The organism is Nocardia sp. NPDC052112, from assembly GCF_040680135.1.
GTDB lineage: Bacteria > Actinomycetota > Actinomycetes > Mycobacteriales > Mycobacteriaceae > Nocardia.
This window is the reverse complement of record NZ_JBFAWD010000001.1, coordinates 636599-657644: the sequence shown is the minus strand read 5'-3', so window position 1 is coordinate 657644 and position 21046 is coordinate 636599. Positions and strand designations below refer to the sequence as shown.

Sequence of the window (21046 nt, the reverse complement as noted above, 5' to 3'; positions counted from 1 at the left end):
CTGTCTACCCTGATCGGGTGGATTCGGACAGCCTCGACGATCTCGACCTGCAACTGCTGCACGCACTGCAGATCGACGGTCGCGCCGCATACAGCACCATCGCTGAGGTGCTCGGGGTCTCCGCGCGCACCGTGGCCCGCCGCTACGGCCGCCTGCGCGCCAACGGACTCGTCCGAGTCACCGGCGTCGCGACCACGGGGCCGATCGCCACCGCCGAGTGGATCGTCCGAATCACGGTACGAGCCAGTGGCGCCACTGCGCTGGCGCACGCCCTCGCCCAGCGACCGGACACCGCGTGGGTCACAGTGGTCGACAGTGGCACCGAAATCGCGTGTATCTTCCGCATTCCCGGCGACGGCCCCGCACCGCTGGAGGCACTCGCCCGGCACCGCGATGTCCTCGACATCTCCGCGCACCGGCTGCTACACCACTTCATGGACCGCCGGTGGCGCGGTCGCACCTCCGCGTTGACCGCGACGCAGGTCGAGGCACTGCAGCCACCGGCCATCGGGACCACACAGCCACTGACGCCGACCGACCTCGACCACCGACTACTCGCCGCCCTATCGCTCGACGGCCGCGCCGCCTACCCCGATCTGGCCCGTCGCATCGGCTGGTCCGAAACCGCGATCCGGCGCCGACTCGACGAACTGCGACGCGCCGGAATACTGCGTTTCAGCGTCGAAATCGACCCTGCCGCATTCGGTTTCACCGTCTCGTGCGTGATCTGGATGAGCGTGGTGCCGCATCAGCTGCAGGCGGTGGCGACGGCCTTGGCGTCCGACTTCGAGGCCGCGTTCATCGGCGCCACCACGGGCGAGCACAACCTGATCGCGATCGCGGTATTCCGCAGCTCGGCAGAGCTGTACACCTACCTCACCGAGCGGATCACCGCACTGAACGGCATCGAACGCATGGAGACGACGCCGATCGCCTCCTACACCAAACGCGACGCGCAGATATTTCGTTAGCTACTGTGGCATCTCGCCCACCGTCACATTGGTGTCGATGATTCCGAACACCTCACCCTGTGGCGCCGCGACCATCGCCATCCGTCCGGCCGGTGAGTCGGAGGCGGGCATCAGTACCGTCGCACCGAGGTCGGAAGCCCGCTGCACCCCGGCGTCGACGTCGTCGAACTGGAACCAGGTGAGCCAATGGCTCGGCACGGGATCGCCTGGCATCAGGGTGTCGTCGTTCATACCGCCGGCGGCCTGGTCGGCCTCGCGCGGGGTGAACATCGCGTAGATCATGTTCTTGCCGTCGCCGATATCGGAATAGGTGTAGCCGAAGACGTCGGCGTAGAACTTCTTCGCGGTTTCGAGCTCCCGGGTGTGCAGTTCATTCCAGCAGTAGGCGCCGTGCTCGTTGTGGACAGCAGCGCCGTTGTGCGCACGGGCCTGCCAGATGCCGAAGGTCGCGCCGACGGTGTCGACGCCGATGAACATGCGCCCGGCATCGAGGACGTCGAACGGGGGCACGGCCACCTGGCCGCCCACCTCGGCCACCTGTTCGGCAATCGCGTCGGCATCGTCGGCGGCGAGATAGGTCGTCCATACCGAGGGCATCTCGGCCTGGGGTTTGGGGCCGATTCCGGCTACCGCGTTCCCGCCCTTCATCCCCATCAGATATCCGCCGGCCTCTTCCCCACCGGTCTCGATGGTCCAGCCGAACAGACCGCTGTAGAACTCGCTCGCCTTCACCGGGTCGTCGACCTGGCAGTCGACCCAACACGGGGTGCCCTCGGACCAAGGTGTGCTTCGAACAGGCATCGATATCTCCGTTCACTCGTAGATTGCTGAGGTCGCGGGCAGGCGCGCTGACGCCGCCCGGCGTGATGCCGAACACACTGCTGTCTAGCAGTGAACCAGCATTCCCGGCTGACGTCCCGAGGTTTGCCGAACGTTTACAACACCAAGATTTCGAACATCCGAATGCCCACCGGGCCGATTGTGCGGATCGGCCCGGTGGGCACGCCGCCACGCGACAACTCCGACCGGGAAACAGCGGCGGGGTAGGAGTCCGTTTCACCGGTGTCGGATCGCATGGCGGTCGGCGCACCGCCGAACAGGCTCGGGGAGTCAGGGTTCGTCCTGTTCGGCCGCGGTGCACGCCTACTCGGAGATCACAGGCGGCCGCCACCACCGATCAACCACGGGTTGAAGGCGCATTCCAGATTCGGATGACCGGCCGGGTCGAGTGCGTTGAGCACGATCGACAGGGCGCGCGGCGAGTACATGATCGTCAGGTGGTCGGACAGGTCCTGTTCGCAACCGTCCTGCAGAGTGATGTTGTGGACGCTCACGCCAGGACCCGCCTTCAGGAAAGTCAGGTCGTAAGGGTTGGTTACCTCGTCGTAGCGTGTTCCGACCACCGTGTAGTCGACGCCGGAAACAGTATCGCCGTTCGCGTTGAGCTGGTTCACGAAATCCGAGCCGATGGTCTGCTGGATGCCAGCGTGACCGACGAAGATCTCGATGAAGCCGAGAATGTCGATACCGAAGTTATTGATCGCCCGGCCCAATGCGCCGATTCCGTCGAGGCTGGTGCCATGGTGGGTGGCGCCGAAGGTGACCAGATTCTTCACCTTGGCCGCACCACCCTCGAACTTGGTGTACCAGTTGGCCATCGAACCGCCCTGCGAGTGGGCGACGATATCGACCTCGGATGCGCCGGTCGCGACGAGCACTCGATCGACGAAGGCCGCCACCTGCTCGGCCGAATCCTGGATGTAACCGGTGCCCATCACGCCGGGCAGCACCGAGCCGAGACCGCCGCCTTCCAGCAGGTTCGAGCGACCGTAGTTGAAGGTGAAGACGCACAAGCCTGCATCCTTCAACGGCTGGCCCATGTAGGCGAACCCGTTGTAGGCGTTCATCCACGTGCCGTGCAGTGCGATCACGGGGCGCGGATGTTCGGCGGTCGGCTTGCAGTTCCAGTCATTGGTGCCCGGCGGTGCGGCATCGGGATTCAGCAGGCCGTACCCGAAGGCGGCCAGCCACGACGTCATCGACGGGCCGTAACCCTTTGTGTCGCTGGCATATCCACCTGATGATCCGGAGCTGCTGCCGGATCCGCCGTAGCAATCTCCGGAGCCGTTGCCCGATCCCGCACCGCTGCCCGAGGTGCAGGCCGAACCCGAACTGCCCGCGCTACCGGAATCGGCGACCGGCGCCGTCTTCCGGCCCGCGGCGATGTGGTCGGCCAAGGTCTGCTCCGTCGGCGCCGGATCGGGATTCGCATCGGCTGCGACACCGGGCATGCTCATGGCGAGCACCGAAACGCCCATCATCACCGCGGCGCTGACCGACCGACCGCATCTGCTTCGTCTCATGACATGCCTTCCTGGAGAACGACAGCGTTCGAGTCACAGCGCCGAGGTATGTCGGTCGACGGCGCCGAAACTGCGCCAACGCTAAAGCCGGGTCCAGGCGAAACCCATACTGCGGCAAGGTAACTGGATACCTCACGAAACGGCTTTGTCTCCGTTAGGGGTGCGACACAAAACGGATTCCCGGAGCCGCGGTAGCGGACACAACAAGCACGGTCGAATTCGGTGAATTCTCCAGATCACCAACGGATCACGAGGAATTCGCGATATTCGGGACGACCATGGTTCCACGTTTTCCCACCGTCGGTGCCCCGCACACCGCGCCCCACGGTCGATTTCGAATCCCTTTCGGTCGGTACGGAATTACCCGGCCGGGTCGTACATCTGTCACGCGGTGATTTGGTCAATTACGCCGGGGTGACCGGTGATACCAATCCGGTGCTGTTCAGCGAGCGGGCCGCGACCGAGCTACCGACCGTGGTCGCCCCCAGCATGCTCGAACTCGGCCTGGCCGCCGGATACCTCGGTGGTTGGCTCGGCGATCCCGCGGCCGCTACCCGATTCCGCGGCCAGTTCGCGCATTACACGCACTACCTGCATATTCCGCCGCTCCACACCAGCGCGATCGAATTCCGTGGCCGGATAACCTCGCTCGACCCGCAATGCCGCAAGGCCACCGTCGCAGTGGACGCAAGGGCGCACGGCCGCAGGCTTTTCGGCTATGCCGCCGCGGAAGTCCGATTCCCGATGCCGGATCGAAGTCCGGTCAACCGCGCGAGTCGGCGATGTGAATCCAGCCGGGCCGCGCGGTCATAAGTGCTGGTGTGGACCAGCATTTCGGCCGCGCCGGTACGCGCGACCAAGTCCTCCAATGCCTCCGCGACCTCGTCCTCGGTGCCATGGATATGGTCGCGCAACGCCTCGTCGAAGATCCGGCGTTCCCGTTCGGCCATCGTCATGGATTCGATCTCCTCGGGCGGAATCAGTACCGGAAATTCGCCGCGGGTGCGGGAATACGCGCTCGACCATGCCTCGGGCAGCAACAGCCGATGAGCTTCCTCGGTCGTATCGGCGATCACCACTGCGCCGGATACGACCACATACGGTTCGGCTCCCCATATCGTCGGGCGGAATTCCGCGCGATAGCGCTCGATGGCCTGCGCCATGCGGTCCGGTCCGGCGATCGAGGCGATGACCAGCGGCAATCCGAAATGCGCCGCCCGCTCGGCACCGGATCCGGTCGCCAGCAGGAATGCGGGTACCCGCAGCCCCTCTGCCGGCCAGGCGTGCACACCCGACTTGCCGCGCGCGAAGTACTCGAGGACGTCGGTGAGCTGCTGATCGAAATCGTCGGCATCGCTCTTGCCGTGACCGAGTGCCCGTCGCACGCCGTCGGTGAAACCCACCGAGCGCCCCAGCCCCATATCGATCCGCCCCGGATACAACGATTCCAGCACCCCGAATTGTTCGGCGACGACCAGGGATTGATGGTTCGGCAGCATCACCCCGCCGGTCCCGATCCGGATCCGCGAGGTCGCCGCAGCCGCAGCCGCGGCGAGCACGGTCGGCGCCGAACCCGCGACGCCGGGCACACTGTGGTGCTCGGAGACCCAGAACCGGTGATATCCCCAGTCCTCGGCGTGACGAGCGAATTCCACGGTTTCCCGCAGTGCCTCCGGATGGCTCTGTCCGCGTCGGACGCGCGAGCGATCCAGAATCGAAAACCGCACCTGATCGAGTCCCGAAGTCATATCTGTGTCAACACCCCGGCTCTGGCCGCATTCCGCCGTGCGGCTGCCGCTGGATGAAAGAATGGACATCACACCTGCGTAAACCGGTAGCCGGTCCTGCGGTCGTCGACGCGTATCGCGGCTCGGCACGAACGTCGAGCTCGACGTGGAGGCGCGAATGTCCCGGATCGGCCAGTTGTTCCACCGTGTGAGCCGTCGCACCACCGTGCTGTTGGGTATCGCGCTCACGGCCGTCATCGTGTTGGTGGTAACAGCCGTGCTCGCCGTGGTGCGTCACACCGATCGGGTGGCGAGCGGCGCATGTCCGGACGATCCACTGGCATCCGCGCCAGCCTGGGCGCCGATAAACGACCAGGTGGACGCACCGATCGATGCGCATCCCTTCGTCGGCAACGGCTATCTCGGCTTACGGGTGCCGCCGCACGGCATGGGATACACCGCGACCGATGAGATGACCGGCTGGCCGCTCTACACCCCCGCCTACGATGGTGCTTTCGTCGCGGGCCTCTACGCGCGCACTCCAGGGGTGGCCGACAATCGCGAGGTCGCCGCCGCCATCCCGAATTGGTCCGCATTGCTGGTCGGTGTCGGCGAGCACACCTATTCGCCCGCCACACCGGCGGCTCAGATCACGAACTTCGCCCAGACACTGCACCTGCGCTGTGGGCTGGTGCGGACCCAGCTGACCTGGACCACACCCGATGGCAAGGCCACCGATCTCGTCTACGACGTGCTAACCGACCAGTCGGATCAGCATGTCGGCGCCGTACACGTCACGGTGGCGCCGCATTGGTCCGGCGAGATGGTCGTCTCCGATCTCGTCGATGGCGCCGGTGCGCGACGGATGAGCCAATCCGAGGTGGGCGCGCGCGATGACGACACCATTCGAGTCGGCTTCCGTACCGATGGAACGGATGTCGACGGCGACATCGTCTCGGTGCTGCGGCCAGGAGCGGGTATCGCTTCGAACGCGATCGAACCGACGCCACCGGGCCGCGATCTGAGTGTGCGCCAGGATGTTCGGTTTCCGGTGCGCGACGGCAGCACCTACCAGGTGACAAAGTTCGTCGGTGTCGACACCACCCGCACCTCGCCCGATCCGGCGGCCACCGCGTTGGAGGCGGCACAGCGGGCGGTGCGGACGGGATGGACGAGCCTGCTCGCCGCAACATCCGCGGCCTGGCGGGCGCGGTGGCGCGGTGATATCGAGGTGCGCGGACAGCCCGACGTGCAGACCTGGGCGCGTGGTGCGCTCTATTCGCTGTACTCCAGCACGAATTCCACACAGAACAACAGCATCTCGCCCGTCGGGCTCAGCAGCGACAACTACGGGGGCGCGGTGTTCTGGGATGCGGATATCTGGATATTTCCCGGACTACTGCAGCTGGCACCGGAATTGGCGAAATCCGTGGTGGACTACCGCTTCCGGACATTGTCCGCGGCACAGGCGAATGCCAAGCGGCTCGGCTACCGCGGTGCTTTCTATCCGTGGACCAGTGCGAGCCACGGCGATCTCGACGAATGCCACAGCTGGGATCCGCCGCACTGCCTGACCCAGATCCATCTGCAAGGCGATGTGTCCCTGGCGGCCTGGCAGTATTACGCGGCCACCGGCGACCGCGGCTACCTGCGCGAACGCGGCTGGCCGGTAATGCGCGCGCTCGCGGAATTCTGGGTCTCGCGGGTGACCCGCAACGACGACCACAGTTACTCGATTCGCAATGTCGCGGGTCCCGACGAGTACAGCAACGGGGTGAACGACGGGGTCTACACCAATGCCGTCGCTGCCCTCGCCTTGCGCAATACCGCACGCGCGGCGGAGATTCTGGGCGAACCGCGCCCGCCCGAGTGGACCGCGATCGCCGATGGTCTGCGCATGCCCTTCGATGACAAGCAGCGAATCTTCGTCCAATTCGACGGCTACACAGGCACTCCCATCAAACAGGCCGACACCGTACTGCTCATCTACCCGCTGGACTGGCCGATGCCACCGGATGTCGCGGCCAATGTGCTCGAATACTATTCGGAGCGTACGGATCCCGACGGCCCGGCAATGACCGATTCGGTGCACGCCATCGACTCGGCGACGCTCGAACTCCCCGGCTGCGCCACCGACACCTTCCTCGAACGCGCCGCCCGCCCGTTCGTCCGCGCCCCGTTCGGCCAATTCGCCGAGGCCCGCGGCGCGAAAGTCGGTGCCCTTGACCCGCTCGCGGGCGCACCCGCCTTCACCTTCGTCACCGCGGCAGGCGGTTTCCTGCAGACCTTCACCAACGGCCTACTCGGGCTGCGCTTCGACACCGACGGAATCCGCATCGCGCCGACCCTCCCACCCGAACTCCCGGATGGCCTCACCATCCATGGAATCCACTGGCAGGGCCGGACTTTCGACGCCACCATCGGCCCCGACCACACCGAACTCACCCTTACCGACGGCCAACCGCTACAGGTCCGAACCGATACCGGAACACACCGTCTCGACAGCGAACTGACCATCCCGACCCGCCGCCCCGACCGCGTCCCCACAGATAACCTCGCCCGCTGCAAATCGGTCACCACCAGCTCCGATGAACCCGGCAAATACGCCGAAGCCGCCGTAGACGGCACTCTCGCCACCGGCTGGTCCCCCAACGCCCCGACCGCAGCACTCACCGTCGACCTCGGCCAGGAAACCCATATCGACCGAATCCTCCCGCACTGGACCGCACCCACCCCAACCACATTCACCACCTCCCCCGATAACCACACCTGGATCCCGGTCACTCCCGACCCGACCACCGGCTCCCTCCCCACCCCGCTCGCAACCCGCTATGTCCGCCTCGAACTCACGACACCAGCCACCCACCCCACTCTCCGAGAACTCGAAATCACCGGCCCTCGAACCTGACCGGCGCCACGGACTCAGCGGTATCGGTTCCGGTACCCGATACGTGCGCGTCATCGCGGTTCGGGTTCTAGCATGAAACGGGTGCGTCGGTTCCTCCCGCTTCTCATTCTCCCGCTCGCCGCCTGCGCCGATACGACACCGACGCCGAGCGCACCGGCCGTTACGACCACCGAATACGTCCGCACACCAGCGGACTGTGCGAAATCGGAACTCGCCGCGCTGGTGGTGGAACCGGGCCACGGCTATATCTTCGGCACGCATGCCGAATGGCTGCCCAAGGGGCAGTTCGTTCGTATTCGGATCGCTATCACCAACGCCGACAACACATTTCACACGACCCGCACCACCGACTACGAGCTCGACGACGCCGCGGGGACCGCACATCCGGTCAGCAATGACGCCATGGCCATCAAACGTCAACCCACCGAAGTAACGCTCGGTGCCGGGAACCGACTGGAACTCGATCTCTGGTACGACATTCCACTCGACACCACCCCGAAACTCCTGCGCGACAGCGTCTGCGCGACCACCACCATGCTCCCCGGTTAGCCGCACTCGGACCGCGATGTGGCCGGGGCTGGCCATCTCGTGGGTGGTGATAACTCGCTTGTAGTTGTAGTTGCGACCACAGGAGCACTTCGATGAACGGAAGGTCGAACTCGGTGGCTGCGCCAGACCATATCGAGTGGAGTGTCAGCATGAGCGTGCCTGTGTCAGGTGCTCGCTCCTCAGGCCGGACCCCGCCCAGCGAGCCCGGCTCGAAGAGATCCACGACAATCTCGAAGCCCGCATCATCGAAGCCAAACGCGAAGGCTGGCTTGGCGAAGTTGAGGGTCTCCAAGTCAGCTGTGCCGGCGTCAAGGACAAGCTCGCCCAGATAGACGCCACGCTCGAGCGAACGGCGACAGGAACCGAGCTCGGCATCCCTACGTTCGAGTCCATCTCCGGACGAGCTTCTGCCCCGTGAGATCCCGACCGTCGCCGAGTAGAACCTCGGCCTGGTTCGGCACACCTCGATCGGGCTTGAAAGAGACTGTGGCCGTTTCGAACCGCGCGATACCAGGAATGCACGTCATTGGGGGTCGGCCGGCTCATAACCCCTGCACAAACCGTCGGCAAGAAGGACCAGCCTCGAGATCAACCCATCTCCGGCGACATTTCGTTCAGCTCCTGTGCCGCCTCGTCGGCGTGCTCGAACAGCCCGCATTCGATGCCCGACTCGGCTGGGGCGCACAGCGCCGACGGCTCGCTACCGGCTTGTGCGACCGGTCACCGTGGCCGCAGCCTCACCATGTGTGGCGAAGTCACGAGTTCTGCTCTGGGAAGTCTGTGATAGTGACGACGAGTGTGACGTAGTTGCGGTCCGCGAGTCTGGAGTTCGGGATGCCTTCGTCCACATCACGGGCCCAGTCTTCTGCTGCCTCGATGCGGGGTACGGCCACTTCCATGGGCTGCTGTACGTGCAGGTGCACTGGATGATCGCCCGCGCAAAATCCGTCCGGGTTGTCGAGATCGGCACTGACGCGTTCGAAGCCGATCGGGACCTGTCTCCGCTTCGGGTCGATCAGCTCGATCGCGGCCGGATCTCCAACGTCGCTGTGCCGAGGGGCGTCTCGGTAGCCGAGGGCCGCGCGCCAGAATTCCACAACTGCCTTCTGGTCGTCGCTGCTCCAGTCGGTGTCGAGCAGGAAGTTGACCTTGAGGGCCTGCACGGCCGAGGGATCGGCGGTGAGGTTCAGCCGCTGTGCGGTCGCCGTGATCTGCTGCGCCAGTTCGACATCTCGTTTGGTCAGCCCGGAGTATTCGTCGGTGAATGTGATGATCCGGACGAAAACGGCGTCGCTGCGGATGTCGATGTCGGGTCGGCCGTCTTCGGTGCCGGGCAACGCGGCGATGGCCTGCGCCAGTTCGGCGCCGGCGGCCAGGGAGCCGGTGCGGTAGCACACGCAGGCCCCGGTGTACTCGCTGCGCCAGTCCTGCAGGCCCGTGGCGCTGAAGAACTCGCTGTATTCGATCCGATCATCCGTCATGTGTGAAATGTACCGGGGCCCTTACGATTTCGCAGCAGCCTAGTTCCGGACAGGATTGCTGCGACGAACGGCAAGACTCTCGAGCCGCCGCCTCCGCGACCGAATCAGCGGTAGTTCGTTACTCGTTCAGGCTAGCGGTTTGTCACCGGCTAGTGCTCCCGTCCGATAGGGTGGTCGGGCATTACACCCCCTTGTTCTCTGGTGTTGAAACAGAACCAGTACCAGTCGCCGCCGAGGTGATGGAATGCGCCTGTGGCGGGCCGGTGACCAGGAAGACTGGCAAAGCCACTTCCCATCGAGCAATAGGCCACCATAGGGCCCGTCTCGAAGTAGATGCCATCGTTGCGGCGTTGCACACCGCGATCGCCGTTGGGTTCCACACCACGAATGCGGTAAAGGCCGAGCCGCTCACCTTCGAACGTCCGTGGATCGACACCGGCACTCACCTGCTGTGCCGCATCGTCGAATGCGTGCGCCGAGAAGTGCCAGCGCACTGCCATTGGCAGGTCTGCGCTCCATATGATCGCCGTGAGCGCGACTATCAGTACGGGAGCAGCCAGGGCGCCGAGCTCAGGTACCCGAAGCCGCCGGGATCGGACTGCCATAATCGGGTAGACGATGACCACGCAGAACACCGCAACCACCATGAATGCCCACACGAGGATCAACAACGGCGACAACGACATCAGCTCGGCGCTGGCCGGCTTGCTCGCCGAAATGATTATCCCAAGGCAGGCCACGCCGGTGCCGACGAGCAGAAGATATCTGCGAAGCCGTGATTGGAATCGCTGGTCCCCCGGTCGGCGGTTCTCGGTTCGGGCCATGCTCATGCCCCGAGCCTAGACTCCAGCCTTGGATCGTGGGTGTCGGCGTGTCGCCGCCGGTGAAGGGCGGCCACCGCGCGATCCTGTCGAATTTGGTTGTAATACAGTCGAATTCGCCGCGACCACCGCGCACGGCGCAACGGGTGATCGGCGCCAGGACGATTTCGAGGACCTGATGGTGTAGCCGGGGCGGTTCCGGCGTGTCGAGACGCGCCGCACGGCACAGGGCGGTTTCGCCGATGCTGCGGGCCCCGACCTTACCGGGCACCCTTATGCGTGTCCTGGCCACGTTCCGGATGTGTTTCACCGCACCGACTTTCGAAACGTTCACGATGATGGCGGCCGGCACGGACTGCTGCGAACCTGGCACGGTGAGCCGCCGGCCGTCCGGTGCGTACCGAGCCGATTCCAGCTATCGGCCGGACCGGTCGCCGCGCCGGCGTTGCCGTTGATTCCGCTGATACCCTTGGCATTTCAGCTGTTCGTGCCGGGAGCACGGTTGCTCTACGTGATGGCGCTGTCGATGCTGGCAGGCGCCGCACCGACACGCTGTCATCGACACATCGAGGCAAGCCCCACCAGCACAGGAGTATCCCGTGGATCAGTGGGGGTCGGGCAGGCCGAGCGCCGGTGCGAGCACCCGCCAGGCCCGCGGCAGCTGGGCCTCGAAGTCGGGCCAGGTGTGCATGCCCGTCGGCGCATAGTCGACGGTCGCCGGAATATTCAGCTCGGCGAGTCGCCCGGCGAAGCGTTCGGTACACGAGCGCGCACCGGCCTCCAGAGCCAGCCCACCGCCCGCTGTCTTCAAGGCTTCGGCGAGGTCCGACGCACGCGATACCGCGACGAGGTCGGCGTCGGTCGGCAGACCGGTCGCCGCGGACAGGTAGATCGTGGTGCCCCGCAGCTGCTGGGCGCCGAGCAGGCTGTCGTGCGCGCTCCATTCCGGCGATTCTGGTGGGCCCCAGAGGTTTTCGACATCACCACCGCGCGATGCGACGGTGATCGTGGTGACGGCCCGGCCGAGATCGTCTGCGGTGGAATAACATCCGCTCATTCCCGCGACCGCGCGATACCGCCCAGGATATCGCTGGGCCAGCATCATGGCCGCCTGCGCACCCATCGATACACCCGCGATCGCGCGCCGCCCATCGGTTTTCAGATACGACTCGATAATCGGCGGCAGCTCGGCTGTGAGAAAGGTTTCCCACCGATTGAGCCCGAGAGTGGCGTCACGGCGCAACCAGTCGCTGTACATGCTCCCGGTGCCGCCGCTGGTCAACACCACATCGACCGGCTTATCCGCGAAGAACTCCGCCGCACGCCCCTTGGTCAGCCACCCCGAGACCGCCTCGCCATCGACGCCATCCAGCAGATACAGCACCGGACGCGGCCCGGAACCGCTGCCGCGCAACACATCCACTGTAATGACTCGACGCATGGCGGCCGAGGCGATGGCGAAACGCTCGTGGCGCGGTCCGATCGACTCGATACTGATCGTCCCGGTCCGCGTCATGGCCGGATCGATCGCGGGCGGATCCGCGAGTGCGGGCACGGACGCCAGCGCAGCGATGAGCGCCATCGCCGCTGCGGTGATCGGTGCTCGAAGATTCATGGTAGGACGACAGCTCGCTCTGCCTGTCTGGCCGCAGCGCGGTCGCGCTGCTCCTCGAAACGTGTTGCCTTGATTGCCAACTCGTCGAGGAAGGCGCCGAGCTCGTCGCGGGCGCGTTCGCCGTCGTCGGAAAGATCGGTGCGCTCGAAGACATTCCAGGCGCGCAGCACCGGCCGCAGCACGACATCCAGGTGCTGGCGCAGGTCGTAGATGCCGTTCTTGGCCAGTATCACCGCATTTCGCCGGAAGTTGGGCTGGGTGAGTCCAGGCATCTGGAACCGCGTGACGATATCGGTGACCGCGCGCATGCCCGCATCGGGTGCGAGGTCGAGGGCGGCGGCGCTGAGGTTGCGGTAGAAGATCATATGCAGGTTCTCATCGGCGGCAATTCTTTGCAGCATACGCTCGGCGATGGGCTCGTTACAGGCGGCGCCGGTATTTCTGTGACTTATCCTGGTGGCCAGTTCCTGCAGTGTCACATATGCGACCGAGCGCAGGAACTGCGGCCCCTTCTCCGGTTTCGCGACACCCAATGTCATATGCGCGATTCTGGCCTGTTCGAGGGCCACCGGATCCACCGCGCGGGTGACCACCAGATAGTCGCGCATGACGATCGCATGACGATTTTCCTCCGCCGTCCAGCGCCCGACCCAGGTACCCCAGATGCCGTCGAGTGAGAACGACTCCGAGATCTCCCGGTGATAGGAGGGCAGATTGTCCTCGGTGAGCAGGTTGGTCACCATGGCGGTCCGTGCGACCTCCGACAGCTCGGATTGTTCCGGATCCCAATCGACACCGCCCATGGCCGCGAAATTCCGCCCGTCGTCCCACGGCACATAGTCGTGTGGGTGCCATGCCTTCGCCTTGCGCAGATGCTCGTCGAGATGACGTTCGGCGACGGGCTCCAGTTCGCGCAGAATATCGAGATCGGTCAACGCGGTCGTCACACGTGCTCCTTTGTCTCATCCCGGAATCGACGATAAATGGGGGTGCTCAGGCCGAACGGGTGATTCGTCGATCATTGGGCGAGGTGACGACAGGTCGACGAACAGACTGGAGGCCGTCACAACCCGACAGGTCGGCCAGCCGATAGAACCCAGGCGCTCGACCTTCGGCGAGTAGTCGGGCGAGCCGTTCCTGCGCCGATCCGGCCAATTCGGGAATCCGGGCGGTCTCACCCGAGGCCACCACCGCGGTCAACGGCACCTCGGCGGCCTCGCTGACCAGCTCGAGCACCTCCGACGTGAGCGCGAGCGGTGTCAATGCGGATATCTCGTCGATCGGCACCAGGATCGTGCCGCCCTCATCGGACAGCACCGACAGCGCGCGGGAACCGAGCGGCATGGCCAGCGCCGCCTGGACCCGGCGCAACTTCCTGCGGGCCGCGGACGGCGCACCGAGACCGGGTCTTCGCTCGTCCGGATGTACGGGAATCGCGAGGGCGACCACCTGGTACGACGCGGCGATGCTGATACCGGCGCGGCCGGCCAGCCGCGCGACGCCGTGTCCGCTGAGCAGGGCGGATACCAGTGTCTGGGCGGCGGTCTGCTGCTCACGGGCGACCTGGCGATGTTCGTCCAGATAGGCCGTCGACGTCCCCGCCGTCACCATTTCCAGCACGCGCACGATCAATCCGGCCGCGGCCGCCACCTGGTCGGCATCCTCCTCCGCCGCCTGTTCGGCGAGGAATTCCAACCCGACCCGCACGCCGTCGTGATAGGCGTCCAGCACGGTTTCCAGCGCCACCCCCTCACGCGCCCACCGCGCGGCCGATCCGGTGATCACCGCGGGCTGCTCGGCAACCGGAACCCAGTGCGGTTCCAGCACTTGCGCGGCCTCCGCCAGACAGGTGCGCGTGATAGTACCGAGATCTCCACGCTGCGAGCGCCGGGCCTGAAAAGTCAGATATTCGACAAGTTTCGATTCCAGGCTCTTGCCACCCGAACCAGCGTGTTTGCCCATCATGACTCCAAAATGTTAGCGGCGTTCCAGGCAAAATCGCACACTCGGTCCGGTAATTAGGAAAGTCATCACGCCGGGCCGACCAGCTTGGGCGAAATCACAAGGGGTGGAGCGATTCTCGGTCGCAATATTTCCGGTCATTCGGATGACCGGAAATGGCCGACAAAGCCCGGGGTCGCCACGCGGACACTGACGCGGATGCGCCACCTCGGCGCGACGGCTGTAACGCCCGGCGGCGATCCACCGACGCCCGTCTTGGACGGCACTCCGGTACCCACGCGGCGCGAGTTCAAACCAGCGCACACCCTCCGAACCTGTGAGCTGTCCCATGACTAAGGTGGATCACCTGTGCTGCGAGTCATATGCCCGATAGCATCGAGCGCTTCGCCCAGCTCGGTGCACCCGGGCGGTGCAAACGGCGACGAGTCCGAAGGATGGCAAACCCATATGAGCACGCGAGAAAAGCTCGAGGAACTCCGGGACATCCTGGAGCTCGCGGAAGAACCCGCTGGTGAGACCGGCATCGCGAAGCGCAAGAAAAAGGGCATACCCAGTGCCCGCGAACGTGTGCGGATGCTGCTCGACAAGGGCTCCTTCGTGGAAATGGGAGCGCTGGTGCGCCAGCCGGGCAGCACCGACGGCATGTACGGCGACGGTGTGGTCACCGGCCGCGGCTACATCGACGGGCGCCCCGTCGTCGTCATCGCGCACGATCAGACCGTGCACGGCGGTTCGGTCGGTGAGATGTTCGGCCGAAAGGTCGCCGCCGCAATGGAATTCGCGCAGGAGAACGCCTGCCCGGTGGTGTCGATCAACGATTCCGGCGGCGCCCGCATCCAGGAGGCGGTGACATCGCTGGCCTGGTACGCGCTGATGTGCCGACGTCAGGAGGATCTGTCCGGCTTCGTCCCGATGGTCGCGGTCATGCTCGGCAAATGCGCGGCCGGTTCGGTATACGGCCCGGTCAATATGGATGTGCTGGTCGCGACCGAGAAGTCGTACATGTTCGTCACCGGCCCCGAGGTCATCAAGGGGGTGACGGGTGAGGTGGTCAGCGCCGACGATCTCGGCGGCGCCGCCGCCCTGCAGGCCAATGGCACGGTGCACCATGTCGCCGCCGACGAGCAGGCCGCCTTCGACTGGGTTCGCAGTTATCTGAGCTACCTGCCGTCGAGCTGCCTGGAACAGGCGCCCGTGGTGAATCCGGGCCTGGAACCGGAGACCACCGCCCACGACCTCGAGCTGAATACGATCATTCCGGATTCCGACCGATCCGGTTACGACATGCACGAGGTGCTGCTGCGCATCTTCGACGACGGCCATTTTCACGAGATCAGCGCGGGCACCGCCCAGAATCTGATCACCGGATTCGCCAGGGTCGACGGTCGCAGTGTCGGCGTGGTCGCCAATCAGCCGCAGGTACTCGGCGGCGCACTGGATGGACTGTGCTCGGATAAGGCGGCATATTTCATCCGGCTGTGCGATGCCTTCGGCCTGCCGTTGATCTTCGTCGTCGACACCCCCGGTGTGCTGCCCGGTCTCGAAGAGGAACGCAACGGCGTCATCAAACGCGGCGGTCGGTTCTTCCGTGCGGTCATCGAGGCCACCGTGCCGATCGTCTCGATCGTGACACGCAAGGCATACGGCGGCGGCTATGCGGTGATGGGCTGCAAGCCACTGGGCGCGGACCTGGCCCTGGCCTGGCCGACAGCGCAGATCGCGGTCATGGGCGCCGAGAGCATGGTCGGCATCATCGGCCGCCGACAATTGGAGGCGACGCCGGCCGACCAGCGCGCCACCGTGCGCCAGCAGATGATCGATTTCTACAACGCCACCGTCGCCACCCCGTGGACCGCGGCCGAACGCGGCTATATCGATGCCGTGGTCGAGCCGTCGCAAACCCGTCTGGAGATCCGCAGGGCACTGCGCCTGCTGCGGGAGAAGGGCGCGGTCAGGAAGCACAACCCACGCAAGCACAGCCTCTTCCCGGTCTAGGTGCCGTCGGAACCGATTGTGTCGAGTCCCCGATTGTGTTGTGTCACAGCGCAAACGGGAATCGATCGTGCGATCTCCGATATTCGTTCGCGCGCCGCGCAGACCGCTACCGCTAGGCCCTGACGTTATCCATGCCCGACCCCGTGTTCGCCGCAGGACGGCCGGGTACGCGGCACGCCCACCGAGAGTGTCCCTACCCACTCCGGGTGGGCGCGCCGCACTTCGGCACTAAGCCTGATCCGGACGCGTCCCGTGGTTGCCCCAAGTACGTTCCACCGTGGCCCATTCGGCCTCCCACAGCCGCGCCCTGCGCCGATCGAGTGCGCGACGCAGCAGTGCGTAGGCGCAGCCGAAGCCGACCGCGATCCCGAAGACCATGCCGGTAGTGATCAGCAAGGCCTTGCTCAGTGCCCGGGTGCTCGACGGCGGCTCGGTGACCTTGCCCGAGCCATCGAGCCAAATCTTCACCGTGGCACCGGCTTTCACCACTCCGGTGGCCTGGTAGTCGCTGGTGTGCGTGGCACCGTCGGCGTCGTGCCACTGCACCCGAGCCGGGGTGATGGGCGCGTAGAGCGGCGCCTTGCCGACCTCGAGCACCGTCGCGTCGACCTCGTGCAACCGCGCCGCCTCGGCCCGCGCGATGCGGTCTTCGGTCTGATAGATCCGGCCGCCGACCACCATCGACAGTAGCGGGGCCATGACCAGGAACAACAGCGTGAGCAATGCGGCGACCGCCAGCTGCACGCGATCCTCACGGCGGCGCATCGGATTTCGATCCAGTCCGACCCGGCGGCAGGTACGGCGGACAACGCTCGGTGACCCGGTTGCAGCGGTCATGATGATGACACCTCGCTCTGGAATTCAGCTGTCAGCCCGTGAAGGGTGTCGAAGAATGTGTCGATGAGATCGGGCAACCCGTCGGTGTCCGAGCCCGCGCCCCAGACCTGCAGGGCGGCGATGAGCAGTCCGGTTCCGGCCGCGACGGCCGCCTCCGGGCGCCGGTCCACCGTGGGATCGACACCGAGTCTGGCGGCGATGATCCGCACGGATTCGCGCTGCCCGTCGAGCCGGATGCGCTGATACCCGGCGGCCAGTGTCGGTTCCGCCTCGAAGCGTTGGAACAGCGCCCAACGCCGGGCCAAACGCGCCGCCTTCGGACCGGTGTGTTCGGCGGCCAGCCAGTCGTGCAGGGCATTGCGGTAGGCGACCAGCGGCGATTCGTCCGCGGGGCGGCGGGACAGCGCCTCGTTGAACAGGTGCACATCCTGGTCGATTTCACCGAGTACGGCATCCTCGATGGAGGAGAAATGACGACTGAAGGTGCGCCGGGTGACGCCGGCGCGCTCCGCGATGTCCTCGACGGCCACCGAACCCAGACCACGCTCGTTGAGCAGGTCGAATGCGGCGCGCGACATTGCCGCGCGACTGCGCAGTGTGCGCAGCCGACGGCCGTCGAGGTCGACTTCGTCGTCGATACCCATACGGGCAGTCTACGCCCTATTGTCCCAACGGGACATTAGTTCGGTGTGATTCGCATCAGGGTTTCCGGGCCAGTCCGGTGACGATGAGCTCCTCCCAGACGCTCAGTTTGCGTCCGGCGGAGCCGACCGATCCCGAACCCGCGGCCTGCACGTCCGGTCGCCACTGCGCCGATGGGACGATACCGGGTTCGAGGACATCGAGGTCGCCGAAGAGTTCGCGGATCTCGTCGGTATCGCGCCACCGGCCACGCCCGAAGGTGTCTTGCAACTTCCGTTCCGCCGCGGCCGTCTCCGAATTGTGGCCGGAGCGGAAGTGCGTGATGAATACGTGACTGCCGGAAACAATCTGGTCGTTCCAGAAACTCACCACGGCGGCCGGATCCTCATCGTCGTTGAGATGGTGCAGGATCGAGCTGAAGATGATGCCGACCGGCTGGTCGAACTCGATCAACCGCGCAACCTCCGGATGATCGCGGATGGAATCGGGATCGCGGGCGTCGGCCTGGATTACCGCGGTGTTCGCATCGGTGGCCAGTAGCGCGCGGCCGTGCGCGAGCACGATCGGATCACTGTCGATGTAGACCACTCGGGCCTCGGGTAGGTGCCGCTGCGCGACCTGATGCACATTGTCGGCGGTCGGCAGGCCGCTGCCGAAGTCGATGAACTGTCGCATCCCCGCGCGAGCCATATCGCGGACGCCGCGGATCAGCGCCCGCCTGCTGGTGAAGGCGATCGCCACCGAACCGGGCAGGTTCAGCTTGAAGTGATCACCGATCTGCTGGTCGACGAGGTAGTTGTCCTTACCGCCGAGCAGATAGTCGTAGACCCTGGCAATACTCGGTTTACTCTGATCGATCTCCTGGTCGAGCAGAGTTCGGCGCGCAGCATCGTCGGTCATTGGCAACACCTTCGTCCAGGGGACATGTGTGGTTCCTATCGTATGAGACGCGGCATCACACCCGTACGCACTCGACCGACTGGGCGTGGCACCACACCGAGCCGAGTTCGATTGTCCCGTTTATCGTTTTCGGCGGATCACCGTGGATCGCCCGGCACGGCCGGGTGATCGAGCGTCTCCGGATGCCGTTCGCACAGGGCGCGGAGCAATCCAGGGGTGAACTCCGGCGGGGCGGCATGGACCGATAGTTGATTGGCCACCGCGCGGTACGCGTCGAGGTCGGCGGTCTTGTCCAGATACAGCGCACTGGTGAGTTGCTGCAGATAGACGATATCGGGGAGATCGGCTTCCGCGAAACGCAACATGGTGAACGCACCATCGGCCAACGCCGGACCACCGACATGATCGGGCAGCACCTGCAGGGTGATGTGCGGCTCTTCGGCGATGCGTAGCAGGTACTCGAGCTGGGCCCGCCACACCGTCGACCCACCGATCGGCCGGCGCAGCGCGGCCTCCTCGACGATCAACCACAATTGCGGCGGATGTGGGCGGCGCAAGATCTCTTGACGGCGCAGCCGCAGCGCGACCCGGCGGGCGATCCCCGCCGCCGACTCGGCTGGATGCGCCAGTGCCAGCAAAGCCCGCGCATAGTCGGCGGTCTGCAGCAGTTCCGGTACCGCCCTCGGCTCGTAGCCGCGGATCAGCTTGGCGGCCTGCTCGAGTCCGAGATAGGTGTCGAACCACTTCGGCAACCAATCGCTGTCGCGGTGCCACCAGCCCGAGGCATTGGCCTGGCGCGCGAGCTCCTTGAACTCCTCGCGCTCTTCCGGGTTGGCGACCCCGTAGAGCGTAAGCAGATCGAGCAAATCACGTTCCCGGAAACCGGTGCGGCCCAATTCGAGTCGGCTGATCTTGGAATGCGAACCGCGGATCGCCTCGCCCGCATCCTCACGGGAGATGTCACAGGCCTCGCGCAGTCGTCGCATCCGACTGCCGAGCATCATCCGCAGTACGGTCGGCCCACCATCGTCAGCCGGGTTCTGGCCGGCGAATGAATGTCGCACCTGCGAAGCACGCATTCGACGAGTCTGCCATGAAGTAGCCGCCACTCTCTAGAACCAAAATGCCTCATTTCCACAAACATTCGTACATCTGCAAGGACATTTATCAATATCTTCGGCCCTGGCTCAGCGCAGCAGCACCTCCGCGGTGGCCCGGCCGAACAGCTTGCGGCCATCGGAGGTCGCGGTGAGCGCGATGGTCGCCGCACGGCGGTCCGGATCCAATGCCTTGACCCGGCCGCGGAATTCGATTTCGGACTGCCTGGTGGCCGAGACCGCCGCGAATCCGGCGAACCGGACACCGTATTCGGTGATCGCGGCCGGATCGCCGAGCCAGTCGGTGAGATAGCTCGCGCCCAGGCCCATGGTCAGCAGGCCGTGCGATACCACGCCGGGCAGTCCCGCGGCGACCGCGACATGCTCGCTGAAGTGGATCGGATTCGAATCACCGGATACCCCAGCATAATTCACCAGATCTCCGCGCGAGAGCGGGACGACACTGGTGGGCAGTTCGGTACCGACCCGCAGTTCGTCGTATTCGACGCCACACCGCACCCGTGCCGGGATCTCGTCCGCATCGGCCTCGGGCGGCATCTCATCGAAGCATTCGAACATGCCGCTCTCCAGCGCATGGTCCGGCAACCGCCGCGACACGTCCTGCCGTTGGGTCAGCGCCTCGCCACTCATGATGACGCCGTCGACCGCCTTGACCAGTTCGGTGGCCACCTCGGCGCCGGTGCGGGCCGCCGCCGTGGTGTGTGCGGTCTGCAGCAGTTCCTTGTACTGGTTGGTGAGCACACTCCGGATGACCATGAAGTCCGTATTGCCGAACTGCCGGAACGATTCGATATAGGAGTCGCAGCGCAGTTGGTCACCGGCGACCAGCGGCCGGTGCGTCCGAATGCTCTGCTCGGTCTGCAGCACCTGGCTGATGTCGTAACCGGTCAGTACCGAATCGAACATCTTGCGCTGTAGCAGCAGCAAGATGATCGAGGAGAAGGTGGGCGGTGCGATCAGCCCGTCATAGCCCAGTTCCCACGCCGCGTCCTCATGCCAATGCGCGGGGTGGAAGTCACGAACCGCACGAGCGAATTCGCGAATCTTCTCCCGCCCGACCTCGTAATGGTCGGACATCCGATAGTGGCGCCCCACCATCGCGCTGGCCTGCTCAGATCCATTCAAAACCGTCACATGTCATAAATCGCGGTTCCGCC

Annotated in this window: 18 protein-coding genes; 5 read left to right on the top strand and 13 right to left on the bottom strand. The window is 65.2% G+C overall.

Translation table 11 applies throughout. The features are described from left to right. Window positions 1-17: 17 nt before the first annotated feature. A complete protein-coding gene (locus tag AB0L58_RS03105) occupies window positions 18-971 on the top strand; it encodes an AsnC family transcriptional regulator (protein WP_364380012.1) in 954 nt (317 codons plus the stop codon). Here AB0L58_RS03105 and AB0L58_RS03100 read toward each other — a convergent pair whose 3' ends face one another. Both AB0L58_RS03100 and AB0L58_RS03095 read right to left on the bottom strand, forming a co-directional pair. Next, a complete protein-coding gene (locus AB0L58_RS03100) occupies window positions 972-1772 on the bottom strand; it encodes a VOC family protein (RefSeq protein WP_364380009.1) in 801 nt (266 codons plus the stop codon). Between the two features lie 353 nt (window positions 1773-2125). Beyond that, window positions 2126-3334 (bottom strand): lipase, encoded by a 1209-nt coding sequence (locus AB0L58_RS03095; protein WP_364380006.1) that lies wholly within the window; start codon window positions 3332-3334, stop codon window positions 2126-2128. 303 nt (window positions 3335-3637) lie between these two features. Here AB0L58_RS03095 and AB0L58_RS03090 point away from each other — a divergent pair, with 303 nt between their 5' ends. Continuing rightward, a complete protein-coding gene (locus AB0L58_RS03090; protein WP_364380003.1) occupies window positions 3638-4147 on the top strand; it encodes a MaoC/PaaZ C-terminal domain-containing protein in 510 nt (169 codons plus the stop codon). Here the strand turns inward: AB0L58_RS03090 and AB0L58_RS03085 are convergent. Continuing rightward, window positions 4051-5082, bottom strand: coding sequence for an LLM class flavin-dependent oxidoreductase (locus tag AB0L58_RS03085; protein WP_364380000.1), 1032 nt, complete (start codon window positions 5080-5082; stop codon window positions 4051-4053). The two genes, AB0L58_RS03090 and AB0L58_RS03085, sit on opposite strands and share 97 nt — an antisense overlap. Window positions 5083-5239: 157 nt before the next feature. On the opposite strand from AB0L58_RS03085, the gene AB0L58_RS03080 reads away from it, so the two are divergent. Both AB0L58_RS03080 and AB0L58_RS03075 read left to right on the top strand, forming a co-directional pair. Beyond that, window positions 5240-7969 (top strand): discoidin domain-containing protein, encoded by a 2730-nt coding sequence (locus AB0L58_RS03080; protein WP_364379997.1) that lies wholly within the window; start codon window positions 5240-5242, stop codon window positions 7967-7969. 81 nt (window positions 7970-8050) lie between these two features. Next, entirely contained in the window at window positions 8051-8518 is a 468-nt protein-coding gene (locus tag AB0L58_RS03075; RefSeq protein ID WP_364379994.1) for a hypothetical protein, read from the top strand. Between the two features lie 755 nt (window positions 8519-9273). Here AB0L58_RS03075 and AB0L58_RS03070 read toward each other — a convergent pair. The 5 genes from AB0L58_RS03070 to AB0L58_RS03050 form a co-directional block, all read right to left on the bottom strand. After that, window positions 9274-9999 carry a 4a-hydroxytetrahydrobiopterin dehydratase gene (locus AB0L58_RS03070; protein ID WP_364379991.1) on the bottom strand — a complete coding sequence of 242 codons (726 nt, stop codon included), beginning with the start codon at window positions 9997-9999 and terminating at the stop codon, window positions 9274-9276. 149 nt (window positions 10000-10148) lie between these two features. Further along, on the bottom strand, window positions 10149-10829 hold the full coding sequence (locus tag AB0L58_RS03065; protein ID WP_364379988.1) for a hypothetical protein: 681 nt from the start codon (window positions 10827-10829) through the stop codon (window positions 10149-10151). 595 nt (window positions 10830-11424) lie between these two features. Beyond that, window positions 11425-12435 carry an alpha/beta hydrolase family protein gene (locus AB0L58_RS03060; RefSeq protein WP_364379985.1) on the bottom strand — a complete coding sequence of 337 codons (1011 nt, stop codon included), beginning with the start codon at window positions 12433-12435 and terminating at the stop codon, window positions 11425-11427. After that, window positions 12432-13382: an acyl-ACP desaturase gene (locus AB0L58_RS03055; protein WP_364379982.1), complete on the bottom strand. Its 951-nt coding sequence runs from the start codon at window positions 13380-13382 to the stop codon at window positions 12432-12434. The genes AB0L58_RS03060 and AB0L58_RS03055 overlap by 4 nt, the downstream gene beginning before the upstream one ends. A gap of 46 nt (window positions 13383-13428) precedes the next feature. Further along, window positions 13429-14400 (bottom strand): transcriptional regulator, encoded by a 972-nt coding sequence (locus tag AB0L58_RS03050; RefSeq protein WP_364379979.1) that lies wholly within the window; start codon window positions 14398-14400, stop codon window positions 13429-13431. 444 nt (window positions 14401-14844) lie between these two features. On the opposite strand from AB0L58_RS03050, the gene AB0L58_RS03045 reads away from it, so the two are divergent. Beyond that, window positions 14845-16392 (top strand): acyl-CoA carboxylase subunit beta, encoded by a 1548-nt coding sequence (locus AB0L58_RS03045; RefSeq protein WP_364379976.1) that lies wholly within the window; start codon window positions 14845-14847, stop codon window positions 16390-16392. A 228-nt stretch (window positions 16393-16620) separates the two neighbouring features. Here AB0L58_RS03045 and AB0L58_RS03040 read toward each other — a convergent pair whose 3' ends face one another. The 5 genes from AB0L58_RS03040 to AB0L58_RS03020 form a co-directional block, all read right to left on the bottom strand. After that, window positions 16621-17229 carry a hypothetical protein gene (locus tag AB0L58_RS03040; protein WP_364379973.1) on the bottom strand — a complete coding sequence of 203 codons (609 nt, stop codon included), beginning with the start codon at window positions 17227-17229 and terminating at the stop codon, window positions 16621-16623. Then, a complete protein-coding gene (locus AB0L58_RS03035) occupies window positions 17226-17873 on the bottom strand; it encodes a helix-turn-helix domain-containing protein (RefSeq protein WP_364379970.1) in 648 nt (215 codons plus the stop codon). Before AB0L58_RS03035 ends, AB0L58_RS03040 begins: the two co-directional genes overlap by 4 nt. 55 nt (window positions 17874-17928) lie before the next feature. Beyond that, window positions 17929-18771 (bottom strand): SAM-dependent methyltransferase, encoded by an 843-nt coding sequence (locus AB0L58_RS03030; RefSeq protein ID WP_364379967.1) that lies wholly within the window; start codon window positions 18769-18771, stop codon window positions 17929-17931. A gap of 137 nt (window positions 18772-18908) precedes the next feature. Next, window positions 18909-19850, bottom strand: coding sequence for a helix-turn-helix transcriptional regulator (locus AB0L58_RS03025; RefSeq protein WP_364379963.1), 942 nt, complete (start codon window positions 19848-19850; stop codon window positions 18909-18911). Window positions 19851-19958: 108 nt separating this feature from the next. Continuing rightward, the gene (locus AB0L58_RS03020; RefSeq protein WP_364379959.1) at window positions 19959-21014 is read right to left on the bottom strand and encodes a fused (3R)-hydroxyacyl-ACP dehydratase subunits HadA/HadB; all 1056 of its coding nucleotides are present in this window, start codon (window positions 21012-21014) and stop codon (window positions 19959-19961) included. Window positions 21015-21046: the final 32 nt, after the last annotated feature.

Bases quoted from the DNA above. Each gene is read 5' to 3' on its own strand.
- AB0L58_RS03070 (WP_364379991.1), bottom strand. From the start codon at position 9,999: ATGACGGATGATCGGATCGAATACAGCGAGTTCTTCAGCGCCACGGGC.
- AB0L58_RS03045 (WP_364379976.1), top strand. From the start codon at position 14,845: ATGAGCACGCGAGAAAAGCTCGAGGAACTCCGGGACATCCTGGAGCTC.
- AB0L58_RS03050 (WP_364379979.1), bottom strand. From the start codon at position 14,400: ATGATGGGCAAACACGCTGGTTCGGGTGGCAAGAGCCTGGAATCGAAA.
- AB0L58_RS03080 (WP_364379997.1), top strand. From the start codon at position 5,240: ATGTCCCGGATCGGCCAGTTGTTCCACCGTGTGAGCCGTCGCACCACC.
- AB0L58_RS03030 (WP_364379967.1), bottom strand. From the start codon at position 18,771: ATGACCGACGATGCTGCGCGCCGAACTCTGCTCGACCAGGAGATCGAT.
- AB0L58_RS03040 (WP_364379973.1), bottom strand. From the start codon at position 17,229: ATGACCGCTGCAACCGGGTCACCGAGCGTTGTCCGCCGTACCTGCCGC.
- AB0L58_RS03065 (WP_364379988.1), bottom strand. From the start codon at position 10,829: ATGAGCATGGCCCGAACCGAGAACCGCCGACCGGGGGACCAGCGATTC.
- AB0L58_RS03060 (WP_364379985.1), bottom strand. From the start codon at position 12,435: ATGAATCTTCGAGCACCGATCACCGCAGCGGCGATGGCGCTCATCGCT.
- AB0L58_RS03100 (WP_364380009.1), bottom strand. From the start codon at position 1,772: ATGCCTGTTCGAAGCACACCTTGGTCCGAGGGCACCCCGTGTTGGGTC.
- AB0L58_RS03025 (WP_364379963.1), bottom strand. From the start codon at position 19,850: ATGCGTGCTTCGCAGGTGCGACATTCATTCGCCGGCCAGAACCCGGCT.
- AB0L58_RS03095 (WP_364380006.1), bottom strand. From the start codon at position 3,334: ATGAGACGAAGCAGATGCGGTCGGTCGGTCAGCGCCGCGGTGATGATG.
- AB0L58_RS03085 (WP_364380000.1), bottom strand. From the start codon at position 5,082: ATGACTTCGGGACTCGATCAGGTGCGGTTTTCGATTCTGGATCGCTCG.
- AB0L58_RS03035 (WP_364379970.1), bottom strand. From the start codon at position 17,873: ATGGGTATCGACGACGAAGTCGACCTCGACGGCCGTCGGCTGCGCACA.